The organism is Amycolatopsis sp. H20-H5 (assembly GCF_035828755.1).
In the GTDB taxonomy this organism is placed as follows: Bacteria; Actinomycetota; Actinomycetes; order Mycobacteriales; family Pseudonocardiaceae; genus Amycolatopsis.
Genome location: NZ_JAYMZS010000084.1, coordinates 1 through 15,575, shown reverse-complemented (window position 1 = coordinate 15,575; position 15,575 = coordinate 1). Strand labels below are relative to the sequence as shown.

The 15,575-nt window shown below is 66.7% G+C and carries 15 protein-coding genes; 10 read left to right on the top strand and 5 right to left on the bottom strand.

All coding sequences use genetic code 11. The features are described from left to right. Positions 1-329: 329 nt before the first annotated feature. Positions 330-1,748 (top strand): tachylectin-related carbohydrate-binding protein, encoded by a 1,419-nt coding sequence (locus QMK34_RS33585; protein ID WP_326418702.1) that lies wholly within the window; start codon positions 330-332, stop codon positions 1,746-1,748. A 176-nt stretch (positions 1,749-1,924) separates the two neighbouring features. Beyond that, positions 1,925-4,036: an acyltransferase family protein gene (locus QMK34_RS33580; RefSeq protein ID WP_326418701.1), complete on the top strand. Its 2,112-nt coding sequence runs from the start codon at positions 1,925-1,927 to the stop codon at positions 4,034-4,036. Between the two features lie 3 nt (positions 4,037-4,039). On the opposite strand, the gene QMK34_RS33575 is transcribed toward QMK34_RS33580, so the two are convergent. The 5 genes from QMK34_RS33575 to QMK34_RS33555 form a co-directional block, all read right to left on the bottom strand. Continuing rightward, the gene (locus tag QMK34_RS33575) at positions 4,040-5,188 is read right to left on the bottom strand and encodes a hypothetical protein (RefSeq protein WP_326418700.1); all 1,149 of its coding nucleotides are present in this window, start codon (positions 5,186-5,188) and stop codon (positions 4,040-4,042) included. A 71-nt stretch (positions 5,189-5,259) separates the two neighbouring features. Then, complete coding sequence (locus tag QMK34_RS33570) at positions 5,260-6,522, bottom strand: hypothetical protein (RefSeq protein ID WP_326418699.1); 1,263 nt, start codon at positions 6,520-6,522, stop codon at positions 5,260-5,262. Then, entirely contained in the window at positions 6,515-6,949 is a 435-nt protein-coding gene (locus tag QMK34_RS33565) for a GtrA family protein (RefSeq protein ID WP_326418698.1), read from the bottom strand. The genes QMK34_RS33570 and QMK34_RS33565 overlap by 8 nt, the downstream gene beginning before the upstream one ends. After that, on the bottom strand, positions 6,946-7,932 hold the full coding sequence (locus QMK34_RS33560; RefSeq protein WP_326418697.1) for a glycosyltransferase: 987 nt from the start codon (positions 7,930-7,932) through the stop codon (positions 6,946-6,948). The genes QMK34_RS33565 and QMK34_RS33560 overlap by 4 nt, the downstream gene beginning before the upstream one ends. Positions 7,933-7,992: 60 nt before the next feature. Continuing rightward, a complete protein-coding gene (locus QMK34_RS33555; protein ID WP_326418724.1) occupies positions 7,993-8,382 on the bottom strand; it encodes an LLM class flavin-dependent oxidoreductase in 390 nt (129 codons plus the stop codon). A 117-nt stretch (positions 8,383-8,499) separates the two neighbouring features. Here QMK34_RS33555 and QMK34_RS33550 point away from each other — a divergent pair, with 117 nt between their 5' ends. The 8 genes from QMK34_RS33550 to QMK34_RS33515 all read left to right on the top strand — a co-directional run. Next, entirely contained in the window at positions 8,500-9,135 is a 636-nt protein-coding gene (locus QMK34_RS33550) for a MerR family transcriptional regulator (RefSeq protein WP_326418723.1), read from the top strand. A gap of 374 nt (positions 9,136-9,509) precedes the next feature. Next, complete coding sequence (locus tag QMK34_RS33545) at positions 9,510-9,752, top strand: hypothetical protein (protein ID WP_326418696.1); 243 nt, start codon at positions 9,510-9,512, stop codon at positions 9,750-9,752. A 148-nt stretch (positions 9,753-9,900) separates the two neighbouring features. Further along, the gene (gene prmC / locus QMK34_RS33540; RefSeq protein ID WP_326418695.1) at positions 9,901-10,767 is read left to right on the top strand and encodes a peptide chain release factor N(5)-glutamine methyltransferase; all 867 of its coding nucleotides are present in this window, start codon (positions 9,901-9,903) and stop codon (positions 10,765-10,767) included. A 216-nt stretch (positions 10,768-10,983) separates the two neighbouring features. Next, positions 10,984-12,969 (top strand): M6 family metalloprotease domain-containing protein, encoded by a 1,986-nt coding sequence (locus QMK34_RS33535; RefSeq protein ID WP_326418693.1) that lies wholly within the window; start codon positions 10,984-10,986, stop codon positions 12,967-12,969. Between the two features lie 127 nt (positions 12,970-13,096). Beyond that, on the top strand, positions 13,097-13,276 hold the full coding sequence (locus QMK34_RS33530) for a hypothetical protein (RefSeq protein ID WP_326418692.1): 180 nt from the start codon (positions 13,097-13,099) through the stop codon (positions 13,274-13,276). A gap of 157 nt (positions 13,277-13,433) precedes the next feature. Beyond that, positions 13,434-13,796 carry a hypothetical protein gene (locus tag QMK34_RS33525; RefSeq protein WP_326418691.1) on the top strand — a complete coding sequence of 121 codons (363 nt, stop codon included), beginning with the start codon at positions 13,434-13,436 and terminating at the stop codon, positions 13,794-13,796. A gap of 43 nt (positions 13,797-13,839) precedes the next feature. Continuing rightward, positions 13,840-14,490: an L-threonylcarbamoyladenylate synthase gene (locus QMK34_RS33520; protein WP_326418689.1), complete on the top strand. Its 651-nt coding sequence runs from the start codon at positions 13,840-13,842 to the stop codon at positions 14,488-14,490. Positions 14,491-14,554: 64 nt separating this feature from the next. Next, positions 14,555-15,575: glycosyltransferase family 4 protein (locus QMK34_RS33515; RefSeq protein ID WP_326418688.1), on the top strand; the 1,021-nt coding region annotated here is incomplete at its 3' end.

The following is a 15,575-nucleotide window of genomic DNA, read 5'->3' as shown; positions in this document are numbered from 1 at the left end:
GATTATTAGCAAGAAACGTAGTGACTTAGGTCACAGTTTTCCTCATGGACTTGCGGTGTGTTGATGGGTAACGTTGCAGGCTGCGAGGGCGAACAGGGGTATCTGAGCTGCAAAAAACAAGATCGACACGGTCATTTTTCTACCTGATTAATTGTCGAAATATTTCCTATTTCTTTTGTTGATAACTCCAACGCCTGTTTTAATGGCTGCATGAAGGGGGTCCGTCAATGCGACGGAAGAGGGTAAGTGCAATTTCCGCGCTCACTACTATAATGGTGGCCAGTAGTCCGCTGGCTGCTACTTCGGCATTTGCCGCTTCGAATGATTCCTTGGCGCCCATCAGTTCCTACGGTTTCACTGCGAAGCTCATGATGGACGGCCGCGCTTGCAGCGGTGCTCTGGTCTCGTCGGGCTGGGTGATCACCGCGGCGAACTGTTTCCCGGAAACGCCGCAAGGCGGCGCCCCCGCCAAACCCACCACTGCCATCGTCGGACGCACCGACCTCACCACCACCGCGGGCCACGTTGCCAAGGTCACCTCCCTGGTGGTGAACGCTGACCGCGGGATCGCGCTGGCCGGTCTCGACACCCGGATCACCGACGTCGCGCCGGTAGCGCTGGGTACCACGGTCCCCGCGGCCCAAGACGCTGTGGTCGCCGCCGGTTTCGGCCGCGCCGCCACCGAATGGGTACCTGACCTGCTCCACACCGCCGCGTTCACCGTCACCGCTACGACCGCGACCGGCCTGTCGCTGACCGGTGCCAACGGCAACGACGCCTGCAAGGGTGACTCCGGTGGCCCCGTGGTCCGCGAGCAGAACGGCATCCCCGAGCTTCTCGCCATCCTCGGGAACTCCTGGCAGCACGGCTGCATCGGCGAAACCGAAACCCGGCAGGGCACCACTGCCTCCCGCACCGACGATCTTGCCGACTGGATCCGCCGGACCGCGAATCCGGACTTCGCCATCACCTGTAAGCCCGCTGCGCCCCTGTTCAGCGTCCAGCCCGACGGCAACCTCACGCTCCAGCAGCACACCGGAGCCCGCGACGGGACCTGGACCTGGACCAACGGCGGCGTCTCCAAGGGCATCGGCAACGGTTGGCTCCACACCCGTGCCGTCGCCGGCCCGGACGGCGTGATCTACTCCGCCGTCGACAATGGTGAGCTACGCCGACTCAGGTGGAACGGCAACGGCTGGGACCGTGCGCCCGGCGCCACTGCCGACTACACCGTCATCGACCACGGCTGGGAGCGCTACTCCACCGCGGATTACCGCAACCGGATCACCGTCGACGCACTGGGAAACATTTACACCGTGGAGCCCGACGGCAACCTCCACTGGCGTGCCTACGACCCGGTCACCAAGATCTCGACGCACCGTGTCCTCACCGCAGACTGGGGCAAATACAACCTCATCGTCGCCGCCGGTGACGGCGTGATCTACGCCCGCACCCCCGCCGGGGACCTCTTCCGTGGCGTCTACGACGCCACGGCCAACACCTGGACACAAACCCCGACCCAGGTCGGCTCCGGCTGGAACAAATACAACCGCATCTTCTCTGTCGGCGCGGACACCCTCTACACCACCTACGCCGACGAAGGCGGCGGCTTGCTCTGGAACCGCTACCTCCCCGCTAGCAAAACCTGGTACTCCACCGGACGTGGCGTCGGAAAACTCATCGGCCAGGGCTGGTACAACCTCTACGACCTCACCGCCACCACCAACAGCTGCACCCTCATCAAATAGCCAAGGCGGCGCGGTGAAGGCGGGTGTCTCGGAAACACGGGACACCCGCCCTTATCGGGTCGTCGGCCTTCTCTGGGGCATCGATCCAGGTGCTCTCAGGCGCATCTACAATGCTTGAGACTTATGTGTCCGATCGTGGGGGTTGGCAGCAGTTGGCAACGATCGCGCCTGACGAGATGAGCGGTGCTGGGCCCGCTTCCGTCGTCCCTGCCAGGTCCTCGCCGAAGGGCTTCCGCACTGACATCCAGGCTTTGCGGGCCGTGGCGGTGCTGGCCGTGGTGCTGAACCACCTGTGGCCGAGCAGGTTGACCGGTGGCTATGTCGGTGTTGACGTGTTCTTCGTCATCTCGGGGTTTCTGATCAGTTCGCACATCGGGCGTGAGATCAGCCGCACCGGGCGGGTTCGGCTGGGGCGGTTTTACGCCCGGCGGATCCGGCGGTTGCTGCCCGCTGCCTTCGTTGTGTTGCTGTTTGGCCTGGTCGCGGCCTATTTCTTGCTGCCCTTCCCTCGGTGGGAGGCCAGTGCACACGAGGCGTTCGCCAGTGCGCTGTACTGGGAGAACTGGCTGCTGGCGATCAGGTCGGTCGACTACTCCGCGCTCAACGATTCCGCGAGCGTGTCACAGCACTACTGGTCGCTGTCGGTGGAGGAGCAGTTCTACCTGCTGTGGCCGATTCTGCTGCTCGGGCTGTTCAAGATCAGGCGTACGCGGGCCCAGTTGGTGGGTATCGCCGTCATCGGCATGGCGTCGCTGGCGTTCAGCGCCTACTTCACCGCGATCTCGAAGAGTCAGGCCTACTTCGTCACGCCGGTCCGGGTGTGGGAGTTCGCCCTCGGTGCGCTGATCGGGCTGGCCGGGACCAAGGTCGCGTTGCCGCGTGTCGCTTCCGGTCTGGCCTCGCTTGCCGGACTCGCGATGATCTTGGGTTCGGCGTTGCTTTTCGATCCGCTGACGGAGTTCCCCGGCTACTTGGCGCTGGTGCCCGCGGTCGGCACCGGGCTGGTCATCGTCGCCGGTACGAGCCAGCAGCGGCAGTGGCATACGGCGCTCAGCGCTTCTGCGCCGGTGCAGCTGCTCGGCGGCGTCAGCTATTCGTTGTACTTGTGGCACTGGCCGTTGATCGTGCTGGCTCCGTTCGCGTTGAGTCGTGCGTTCGGCTCGGACGGGGTGTTGAGCTTCGGGCAGCGGGCGGGTGTTCTCGCGCTTTCGTTCGTGCTCGCGTATCTGTCGAAGGTGCTGGTCGAGGACCGGGGAATGTCCTGGAGCAGGCTCGTGAACAGCACGAGGCTCACGTTCGCCGGGATGGTCGCGGGGATGGTCGCGGTCTCGCTGGTGGCAGGCGGTCTGGTCTGGACGTTCGACCGGCATGTGGCCCAGGCCGAGGTGGAGACGCGCGCCGCGGCGGTCAAGTCCTGTTATGGCGCCAGTGCGATGGTGCCCGGTAGTGGGTGTGCCGATCCGTTCGGTCCCGCGAATGTGGTCGACATGGGGCCCTCGAACCAGTACTACCTCAAGACGCCCGACTGCCCGCCCGACACCGACCTGCTCATGGTCGGGAGCAGCAAGCGCACGACTAATGTGTGCGATTTCAGTGGCGGTGCCCCGTCGGCGCCGGTCGTCTGGCTGGTCGGTGACTCGCACGCGCAGCAGTGGTCCGGCCCGATCCTGGACCTGGCCCGCGAACACAAATGGGTGCTCAAGCGTAGCTACCTCGGCGGCTGCCCGGTCGCCAAGATCAGGTTCCGCGGCTACCACGACAGTGCTGACGTGGTCGAAGCCCGGAACTGCATGAACTGGGGTGCGGCTCTGTCTGACGCCATCGTCAAGGACAGGCCCGCCTATGTGTTCACCTCGTTCTTCGCGCGTCATGAGCATCCCGTCGCGGTTGCGGGCAAGACCGAAGCCGATCAGTACCTCGAGGGGCTGCCGCCGTATTGGAACGCGTGGAGCGGCGCCGGTGCTCAGGTTGTTGTGCTCGGTGACCCGCCGCTCAACGGTGACGTCCGCTCGCCCGATTGTGTGGCGCTGAACCCGGACAACCCGCTGAACTGCGCGGTCGACCGTGCGGCGGCGCAGCCGTTGGATCCGCTGGTGGAGGCCGCCAAGCGGCGCGGGGATCCGAACATCAGGTACTTCGATCCCACGGACTACTTCTGCGACGAGGCGAAGTGTTACGGCGTGGTCGGCAACGTGGTCGTCTACTACGACGACGACCACCTCAATCTGGAGTTCAGCCGCAGTCTCCGCTCGATGATCGCCGCCGCCGCCGGACTCCCCGAGCGGTAGGTCTCAACCAGCCCAGGCACCGGAGATAAAGCGCAGGAACAGTGCGGTTCCGATGGCCGAGTTCGCGTACAGCACGACGTAAACCAGCCAGTGCAGCCTGGGGTGGCGCTCGCCGAGCAGGATCAGCGCGAGGTACATGACCAGGCAGGGCAACAGATACCGGTGGACCGACACCACATTGCTGTTGATCGTCAGCAGCACGATCGACGCGATCCCGAACAGCGCCAGCGGCAGGCCCTTGAGCCGCCACACCAGGAAAACGTAGACCGAGCTGCCGAACAGCAGGACCAAGCCCAGGAACGGCAGGACGTGACTGACCAGCGTCCAACTGTCCAGGGGAGTGTCGCCCAGCAGCGCGTGTGTGGTGATGCGCGCTTCGTTGAGCCCGGTGGCGAGGATGTCAGGGTTGAAAACGTGGTAGCTCCACGCCTCCACTCCCTTCAGCGCGGTGAAACTCGCTGTCGCGCTGCCGGTCCGGAGTCGCATGTAGACCATGCAGGCGGCGAGGCCGAGGAACGCGAGCGGGAACCAGAGCAGGTGCCAGGAAAGCAGCCCGCGTGGCTTCCAGTCCTTGCTGCGCCAGAACTCCAGGAAACACAGACCGACGAACACTGCGGCGGTGATCCGGGACGCGGTCAGCGGGATCAGGCAGAGGCCCATCCACAGCCAATGTCTGCGCAATGCGAACAGGAATGCCCAGAAGCCCAGCGCGCAGAACACCGCTTCGCTGTAGAACGAGTGAAGGAAGAACGCTGCGGGAGCGGTCAGGAAGGCCACGACGACCAGCCAGGGCGCGCGGGTGCCGGAGAAGTAGAACCGGGCGATCTTGAGCAGGGCCACCGTGGCCAGCCAGGTGGCGGCCGTGTTGACCAGGAACCCTGCCGTGAGCGGATCGAGCGTGCCGATGCTGATCGTGCGGACCAGCCAGACGCAGATCGGGAAGACCGGATAGAACGCCCGCAGGGGCACGTCGCTGCTGGTGTAGGCGTGGCTCGCGATCTCGCCGTAGTTGGCGGCGTCCCAGCGATAGGTGTGGGCGAGCAGGCCGTCACCCGAGCCGACGCCGGTGTCCGGGATGCCTTCGCCCGGCTCCGACAGGGAACCGAACAGGACCGCGATGGCGATCAGGACCAGTTGCCACACAAGGACCACACCGAGGACTTTGGCGTGGTCGCCGGTCAGCCACGTGGGCCTGGCGGTGGTCGAGGTGGGTGTCTCCGTGCTCAGCCGGTCCAGCTTCCGGCGACGAAACGGACGAAGAGCAGGCCGCAGATCAAGGAGTTCGCGTAGAGCACGACGTGGACGCCGTTGCGCAGCCTCGGATGCCGTTCGCCGAAGAGCACCAGCGCGATGTACATGACCAGGCACGGCAGCAGGTAGCGGTGCACCGAGATGACGTTGCTGTTGACCATCAGCATCACGATCGACGCGATCCCGAACAGCGCCAGCGGCAGGCCCTTAGCGCGCAGCGCTACGAACACGTACACCGACGACGCGAACAGCAGGGCCAGGCCGACGAACGGCAGCACCTTGTTGATCAGCATCCATTCGGTCATCGGGAAGTCGCCGATCAGCGCGTGTATCGCTGTTTTCGAGACCTCGAGGCCGTTCGGGATGATGTTCAGGTTGAACTGGTGGTAGGACCAGTACTTTTCCATCAACGCGGGATCGAAACCCGCCATCGCGTTACCGGTCTGCAGCTTCATGTAGAACAGCTGGGCCCCGAGCCCGAGGAACGCGAGCGGGAACCAGAGCAGGTGCCAGGAAAGCAGCCCGCGCGGCTTCCATCCCTTGCTGCGCCAGAACTCCAGGAAACACAGGCCGACGAACACCGCGGCCGTGATGCGGGTCGCGGTCAGCGGGATGAGGAGCACGCCCATCCACAGCCATTGCCTGCGCAATGCGAACAGGAATGCCCAGAAACCGATCGCGCAGAAAATCGCCTCGCTGTAGAACGAGTGCAGGAAATAGGCCGTGGGCGCGGTGAGGAACGCCGCGACGACCAGCCGCGACGCGCGCTCGGAGAAGTAGAACCGGGCGATCTTCAGCAGTGCCACCGCGGCGAGCCAGGTGGCGACGAGGTTCACCAGGAAACCGGCGGTGATCACGCCGAGCGCACCGAAGCTGATCGTGTGGACGAGCCAGACCGCGAACGGGAACACCGGATAGAACGCGCGGACCTGTTCGAAACCGCTGTTGTAGCCGTGCTGGACGATCTCGCCGTACCAGACCGAGTCCCAGCGGTAGGTGTGCGCCAGCATGCTCGCCCCCGAGCCGATGCCGCTTTCGGGGATCCCCCTGCCCGGCGGGGCCGGGGTGGACGGGCCGAACAGCCAGGCGACCGCGATCAGCGCGACGTTCCAGGCCAGCACGACAGCCAGCATCTTGGCGAAGTCGTTCGTGGCCAAGGCACCCCAGCGGGCGGGCGCGGGCGGTGCGGTCTCGACCGGTTTCTCGCGGAGCTCCGGCGCCACCGTGCTAGTCATGTGAGACCTCTCGAGCCGGTTCCGCCGGTGCCAGGGGCGCGGTCTGCCGGAAGACGATTTTGTTGTACAGCAAGTAGTTCCAGACCAGGCCCACCGCGATCCCGGCGAATTTCGGCACCAGGACGTGAACTCCTGGGAAAGCCTTGGTGACCGCGAAGATCACCAGCGCCTGCACGACCCACAGCCCGAACGCGGTCACCGCGAAGAACAGCAGGATCTGCTTTCGCACACTGCCTTCCCGTGAACGGAAGGTGAAGTTGCGGTTGAGCGTGAAACTCAGCAGCATGCCCGCGCTGGTCGAGATGAAGTTCGCGACGAACAGTGGCACTCCCGCCGAGAAGAGCAGCGCGTAGCCCAGCGCGTCGACCAGCGTGTTCGCGATGCCGACGATGCCGAATCGCAGCTGGGTGCCCGTGATCAGCTTCACCGCGACGCCGTCCTCGAGTCGGCGTTTTCCATCTCCGGTACGCCGGTGCGGACCGAGGCCACGCCGTACAGCGGCCTGTTCTGGACCTGCGAGTAGGTGCGGCCGATGTAGCTGCCGAGCACGCCCAGCATGATGATCTGGATGCCGCCGAGGAAGAACATGGCGATGGTGATGAACGCCCAGCCTGGGACGGCGGTTTCGGGGGCGAAGGCCTTGACCCCGGCGACGTAGAGCACGCCGAGGAAGCTCAGCAGCGAGATCAGGTAGCCGAACCGGGTGATCATGCGCAGCGGCGTCACCGAGAAACCGAGGATGCCGTCCGCCGCGAAGCGCAGCATCTTGCGCAGCGGATATCCCGTCACACCCGCGTGGCGCTTCTCGCGGTCGAACATCACGGCCGTCTGCTTGAAACCGATGTAGCTCACCAGGCCGCGCAGGAATCGATCCCGCTCGCGGTACTTGCGCAGTTCGTCGACGACCTTGCGGTCGACCAGCCGGAAGTCGCCGGTGTTCTTGGGGATGTCGACCGCGGCCATCTTGCGCAGCGCCCAATAGAAGGCGCTCGCGGTGACCTTCTTGAACGCCGAATCCTGCCGGGTGCGGCGCTGGGCGTAGACGACGTCGTAGCCCTGCTCCCACTTCTCGATCAGTTCCAGCGCGACCCGCGGCGGGTCCTGCATGTCGCTGTCCATGATGATCGCGGCGTCGGCGTCGACCAGGTCGAGCCCGGCGGTGACGGCCATCTGGTGGCCGAAGTTGCGCGACAGCTCGATCACGCTGACCCGGGGGTCGGCCTGGGACAGTTCGGTCAGTTTCTCGAGCGACTTGTCGTGGCTTCCGTCGTCGATGTAAAGGAAGCTGAACTCATACCGGCCTGCCAGCGGCGCAATGACCTCGTCGACCGTTTTGTGCAGCAGATCTATGTTGTCTTCCTCGTTGTAAATGGGGAAGATGAAGGACACTCTGCGCGGCTCTGTGGTCACTGGGGTTCCCCCGGTCGTCGAAAAACGTCTGGTCGCGCCGTGTGGCGTTGAGCAGGCGAATCACGGCCCTGGACACCGGTATCCTAGGAGATCCACTTCGCTGCCTTCCGCTGACCTCCGCGATGCGGTTTTCGTAGCCCTCCTCCCTGCCGAACCACACGGCGACGGCCGCCGCGCCCGCGTCGGCGAAGGCGTGGACCTCGGCGATCGTGCTGTCGAGCACGGCCCGCCTGCCGGTCCACGAGACAGTCTGTCCAGGGTCGCGACCTGTTTGGCCAGCGCGTACGGCTCGCGCAGTGGCAAGATCAGCACTGGGGTGCCCAGCCGGATGGTTTTCGTGGTGGCCGCGGTGTAAGCCAGCGTGATCAGTGGTTCGAACATCCCGCTGTAGACGTTTCCATAGTCCTCGGGCGGAAGGAGATGGTCCGGCAGCACCACTCGCAGTTCCATTCCCGCCTCGACCGGCTGGGCCGGAACCCCGCACGACGCGGGCGAAATGTTTGTCATGACCGCGACGTTAGGCACTGACATCGAGGTGAAGGTCGAGGTGACGATGGTGGGGGTCACCTGCTGATCGGTGAGCTTTCCCGGCGGACGGGGGTGAGTCAGCGGCTCCTGCGGTACTACGAGGAGCAGGGGCTGCTCGCCTCGCAGCGAAGCCGCAACGGCTACCGGACGTACGGTGACCAGGCGATCGCGACCGTCCGCCAGATCCGCGCGCTGCTCGACGCGGGTTTTTCGACGCAGGTGATGAAGGGCGTCCTGCCGTGCGTACGCGGCCTGCGTCCCGAAGTCGAACTGTGCCCGACGCTGCTGGAGACGCTTCGCTCGCCGGATACCTCCCCTCGGACGCGGGAGCCGGTTTTTGACGGTGCCCGGCCGCATACTGGGGGAGTGAGCGAACCGATCCCGCTGTTCCCGGTCCAGTCCGTCGATCCGGAGCGCTTCGCCGACGCACAGCACGACCTGTTCGAGGGCAAGCGGCTGCGCATCGGCCGGTCCGACACCGTCCACGCGGTGACCTGGGCGGAGTGGCTCAACGGCCTGACGCTGCCCGCGCCCGCCTGCCACCAGGGCTGGTCGGGCATCGGCTCGGGCGGCGAACTCACCCCGGCCGAGCACGAGGTCACCTGCCGCAAGTGCCGCCGTCTGGTCGGCATGGGCAGCGATCCGGCACAGCGCGCGCTGTTCCCGCTGCCCTGAGTTCAGGCGGGGCTTGGCGCGATGCCGTGCAGGCGCCGGTACTCGAGGTCGCAGTCCCAGCAAGTCGTCACGGGTGTGTCCGCGCGGGATCCGTATTCGACTACTTCAGTCCGCCCGCAGAGCGTGGTCAGGTCTTCGCCCGGATTTGGCAGGCGGAGCAGCCGGGCCGGTCCAGATCGTCGAGCCAGTCCTGTGGAGCGACCGCGGTGAGCATGTCGTGCGCGGCGTCGCGTTTTTGAGCGGCCCCGTCGAGCGTCCACGATCGTGCCTGTGCGCCGATACCCGAGTGATGTGCTCGTTTCGCCCTTCTGCGACCGCTGGACCAGCGGACAAGCTGGTTTCAGAACTTTCCGCAACATTCGATGGGAGGCGGCATGAGGACAGACCACCTCGACTCTTGGCCGGAGACCCGTGTCCCGTTCGCGTTGCTGCACGGTTTCTGGCTACTCGACGACCTGCTGAACGTGGAAGTCCTGCACACGGCGCTCGTGACGCGCGATCCCCAGGACGTGCGGATTTACGACGACTACTTCGACGCCATGTGGGGCTACGCCGCCGAGGGCGCGGAGGCGACCGCGATTCTCACCCGGTTGGCAGCGCGCAACGCCGTCCGCTAGGACCGGGAGCGCTGAGGGCGGCTTCGGCAGGGTCGATACGCTGAGTGTGTACCGAACCGACCCCGACGCGCCGTGCACACGAACGGGGGAGTTTCACCCTTTGTGTCAGGCTTGAGGACGCAAAGGCTCGACGTTGTGAAGGGAACCAGTGAAACGGCAGCCGCTGCGCCTGGCCATCATGGAGGCGACCCGGATTCTGGACGACGCCGGCGTGTCGTCCCCGCGGTTCGACGCGGAGGTCATCGCCGCGCACGTCCTGGGTGTGGAACGTGGCCGCCTGCCGATGGTGCCGCTGGTGGATCCGCCCGTCGTCGAGGCGATTGGTCAGCTCGTGGCGCAACGCGCGAAGCGGATCCCGCTGCAGTACCTCACCGGCTGGGCGCCGCTGGGTGAGATCACCGTCAACGTCGGCGCCGGGGTCTTCGTCCCGCGCCCGGAGACCGAGCTGCTCCTCGAATGGGGCCTCAAGCTGCTGCACGGCCGCGAATACCCGGTGGTGGTCGACCTCTGCACCGGCTCTGGTGCGCTCGCACTGGCCGTCGCCCACGGGCGCCCGGACGCCGTGGTCTACGCCGTCGACATCGACTCGCAAGCGCTGGCCTGGGCCCGGCACAACGCCGACGTGCACGCCGACGCCGGGAACACGCCGATCCGGCTCTACTCCGGCGACATCGCCGACAGCACGATGTTCGCCGAGCTCGACGGGCTCGTCGACCTGGTCCTGTGCAACCCGCCGTACGTCCCCGAGGGCACCTACGTGCCGCCCGAGGTCTCCGAGCACGACCCGGCGCGGGCGGTGTTCGCCGCGGAGAGCGGGCTGGCGGTGATCCGGCACGCCATCACCGTGGCCGCGCGGCTGCTGCGGCCCGGCGGGGGCATGGCGATCGAGCACGACGACACGCACGGCTCGGCGGTGCCCGCGCTGGTGCGCGCCCGCCGCGTGCTCAGCGACGTCGAGGACCACCTTGATCTCACCGGCCGTCCCCGGTTCGTCACCGCGCGCCGCGTGAGCTGATCCGGCCCGGCGCCGGTCCCGTTCTCGCGCTCCGATGGTGCGTTCAACGCAACCAATGCCCCAAGGGGCGCAAAGCTGGCCGAACCCGACTTTCGTCGTGCGGCAAGCGGGTACTCCGTGCGTCCGACCAGCCGCTCAGCGCACTATCGGGTGAACGGGCCTCCTACGGTCGATCTTGAGGCCGCCGTGGGGGCGGCTCATCCTCGAGGAGCCGCGATGCGCACTTCCCGAACCTCCTTCCTGCTTCGCACCGCCGCGATCGTGGCGGCGCTCGCCCTGCTGCCCGGCGTCGCCGCCGGCACCGCGGCGGCCGACCCGCTCACCCGGGGCTGGCCCGCGCCGATCGACGCCTCCCACTGGGAGAACCAGGACCACATGACCTGGGACGAATACCGCAAGATCCCCGACGCGATGTGGGCGGACCCGTCGCTCAAGCCCACTGACCGGACCTTCCGGGGCGCCGTCGTGCTGGCCGACTACCCGGACGAGGACTTCGCCGTCACCCAGGCGCCGCACTCGACGGTGTTCGGCAACCCGAGCCCGGCCGCGAGCAACATCCCGCGGGCCAACGTCGCGAAGCACTACCAGGACTTCCTCAACAAGCCTGAAGAGCTCAACCACGGCCACACCATCAACGAGTACTGGATGGAGGACTCCGGCGGCCGGATCGGCGTGGACCTGACCGCGTTCGGGCCGTATCGGATGCCGGGGAAGTCGTTCGAGTACGGCATGGAGTTCCAGCCGAACGCCTGTCCGCCGGGCGCGAACTGCCAGCGGGATCTGCGGGTGGACGCGGGCGCCGCGTGGCGCGCGGAGGTCGGTGACGTGTCGAAGCAGTTCGACTTCGTCTTCTTCCTCTCCGCCGGCCAGGACGAGAGCTCGACCTGGCAGGAGTTCGGCGAGATGAAGTTCGGTAGCAAGGACAAGGTGCCCGCCGAGTTCGGGCCGGGCGTCGCCGGTATGCCCAACTACGCCGACACCCGGTACGTCCCGTGGACGTCGTGGAAGTCGGCGGCGAGCATCTGGCCGAACGCCGCCAACGGTTCGTCCACTCAGGCCGAGAGCTCCGGGATGGCGGTGTACGCGCACGAGTTCAGCCACATCCTCGGCATCGGCGACAACTACAACAACCCGTTCGGCATCCCGGCGTCCCGCAGTTACACCGGGCCGTGGGAGATGTTGTCGCGCGGCAGTTTCAACGGCCCCGGCGGCACCCACACGCGCTGGCAGATCCCGGCCACCCAGGGCGCGTCGATGGGCGCGCAGCACATGGTGCGCAACAAGATGAAGCTCAAGATCGTCGATCCGGCGGACGTCCTCATGCTCGACCGGAACACGCTCGCGAAGACCGGCCCGGTGTCGGCGCGCGTCACCGCGCGCTCGGTGGTGCCCGAGCCAGGGGCGTACAGCGGCATCAACATCGCGCTGACCGGCGGGGACAAATCGCCGAAATGCAACCGCGACACCGACCCGCTCTGCGACGGCGGCGGCTACGACAACTACACGGCCGAGGTCGTCGACCGGATGGGCACGGACTCGTTCGCACCGGACGCTGGCGTGCTGCTGGCCAAGACCAAGAACAAGGACGCGGCGCCGTTCGAGTGGATCGTCGACGCGAACCCGGCCGACATCGGCATCACCGACTACACCAGGCCGGACGGCACGTCGGTGAAGATCACCATCGGCGACCAGCGGCAGCTCAACGATGCCGCGTTCAAGGCGGGCACCGGCTCGGCGAGCAAGTACGAGTACACCGACCAGGCGAACCGGCTGCACTTCCTGATCACCGACGTCTCGCGTGACCGCCGTGGCGTGCTCTCGTACACGATCACCGTCGCTTCGCTGGACGGTTCCGGTTCGCAGGCCCGTGGCGTCTCGCTGCTGCCCGCGCTGCCCGCCTTCACCAACGGCGGGCTCGCGAGCTGCAGCTTCCCGGTCTTCAACACGGGCAACGCCCGTGGTGCGGCCGCGCCGTACGACACCGACACCTACCGGCTCAGCGCCACGACCTCGGCGAAAGGCTGGGAGGTGCGGCTGCCCAACGAGCTGTCCACGCTCAAGTTCGGCGGCCGCGCGCAGCTCGGCGTCGACGCCAAGCGCGCGGCGGGCGCCGACCACCTCGCGCGGGTCCAGCTGACCGCGACCTCGGTGAGCGACCCGTCGAAGAAGGCGACGTCGTTCTGCTCGGTGTTCGGCTACTGACAGGTCCCGCGAAGTGTCATGAAAGGGTCTTTCAGGGCAATTTTTGCCCTGAAAGACCCTTTCATGACACCTGCGGCCGGAGGGGGCGGGTTCGGCGGGTTGCCCGATCGTCAAGCGCCTGGAAGCGGTGATCTACAGCGTGCGGACCGGCGTGCTGTGCGGGAATTCCTTTGTGCAGGACGTGGGCTGGAACCCGAACTGGTACTGCGCCGCAGACGGTGGCAACAACGCGATCGGCACCACCGGGCAGAACAAGCGCATGGAAGCCGCGTCGCTGCTGATCTGCCGGACCGCCGAAAACTGCTGAACGAGCACCTCCGCTGCCTTCGTGGCCAATCATTTCGCTCCGTTCGGTCACCGTCGTGGCGGATTCATTGCGCGGCGGCTTCACGCGCTGCAAATCTGATCGCGGCACTCACGAATGCTGTACCTCAGTCGAAGGGAAATCACCAAGTATGTCTTCAGTGGCAAAGAGGATCGTCGTCGGCACGGCCGCGGCCGCGCTCAGCGTTCTCGCCGTCGGCGGGCTGGCGGGAACCGCGCAGGCCTCGACGGCCGCCGCCTCGTCGTTCAGGCTGTGCAACGTCGGCACCGACTACACGACGTATGTCAGTTTCCCCGACCGTGGCGACTACTCGTCCTACGTGCTTTCCTACGGTCAGTGCTGGAATGGTGACTCCAATCCCGGCGAGCAGTTCTACCTGACCGTCCAGCGCAAGGACAACCCCGCTTACTTCGCCACCACCCTGGACCGCACGAACAACGCGACGTGGACGGTCGTCACGACCAAGAACACCTTCAACTCGTTCGCCTACGACAAGCAGTAGGGCCTCGAGCTTGCCCGCTTGCCCCAGGACTACGCTCGGGCCCATGAGCGCGGTGTACGACTGCAGCAAGCGGGACTCGCGGGCCGATGGGCTCGCCGCGGCGGCCGGGGCGGTGCGGTCCAGCCGCCTCGTCGTGCTGCCGACCGACACGGTCTACGGCATCGGGGCGGACGCCTTCGACTCCGGCGCCGTCCAGTCCCTGCTCCGTGCCAAGAACCGCGGCCCGGACATGCCGGTCGGTGTGCTCGTCGGCTCGTGGTCCACTGTGGACGGCCTGGTGCTCGGCGTGCCGCCGCAGGCCCGTGCGCTGATCGAGGCCTTCTGGCCCGGTGACCTCTCCATCGTGCTGCCGCACGCGCCGAGCCTGCAGTGGGACCTGGGCCAGACCCGCGGCACCGTGATGCTCCGGATGCCGCTGCACCCGGTCGCTCTCGAACTGCTGCGCGACGTCGGCCCGATGGCTGTGTCCAGCGCGAACGTCTCCGGGCAGCCCCCGGCGTCGACGGCGCGGGAGGCGGAGGAGCAGCTCGGCGACTCGGTCGCGGTGTACCTCGACGGGGGTTCGACCGGCGACGCCGTGCCGTCCACGCTCGTCGACCTCACCGGCAGTGACCCGGTCGTCCTGCGTGAAGGCGCCGTGAGCCGTGCCGCCGTAGCGGAAGTGCTGGGCGTCCCCGCGGAATCCCTGGTCTGAAAGCACGATGCCGGGCGCGGTAGCGTTGCTCCCGTGACCCGGACTTCGCAGGTGTAACGCGCTCGTGCCTCCCACCCAAGGCCTCCCGATCAGGGAGTACATCCTCGTCGCGCTCACCGCGGCGGCCGTGACCTTCCTGCTTACCGGAGTGGTCCGCCGCGTCGCGATCAGGATCGGCGCGATCGCCAACCCGCGTGCCCGCGACGTCCACGTGACGCCCATCCCGCGGATGGGCGGCGTGGGCATCTACCTGGGCATCCTCGCCGCGATGGGCCTCGCCCACCAGCTGCCGGCGCTGAGCCGCGGCTTCGACTACTCGTTCGATTCCGTCGGCGTGCTGCTGGCCGCCGGGGTGATCGTGGCGATCGGCGCGCTCGACGACCGGTTCGAGCTCGACGCCTGGACCAAGCTCGCGGGCCAGATCATGTGCGCGGGGATCCTGGTGATCTTCGGCGTCCAGTGGGTCTCGTTCTGGGTGCCGTGGGGCGGCGGCGACGAGTCGTTCGGCTCGGTGCTGGTGCTCGACAAGAACCAGGGCGCGCTGCTGACCGTCGTGCTGGTGGTCGTCATGGTCAACGCGATGAACTTCGTCGACGGCCTCGACGGGCTCGCCTCCGGCCTCGGCTTCATCGCCGCGGCCGCGACCTGCTCGTTCTCCCTCGGCCTGCTCGACAGCTCCGGCGGTGACGTCGGCGCGTACCCGCCCGCGCTCATCGCGGCCACGCTCGCCGGGGCCTGTCTGGGCTTCCTGCCCTACAACTTCCAACCCGCGAAGATCTTCATGGGCGACTCCGGCTCGATGATGATCGGGCTGATGCTCGCGGGCGCGACGACGTCCGCGTCCGGGCGGGTTTCGTACACCCGGTTCAGCGCGCGCGACGCGCTGGCGCTGCTGTCGCCGCTCGTGGTGGTGGCCGCCGTGCTGTTCGTGCCGCTGCTCGACCTGATCATGGCCGTCATCCGCCGCACGCGACGCGGCGAGAGCCCGTTCGCGGCGGACAAGATGCACCTGCACCACCGGCTGCTCGAGATCGGCCATTCCCAGCGCCGGGCCGTGTTGCTCATCTACCTGTGGGCGGGGATCC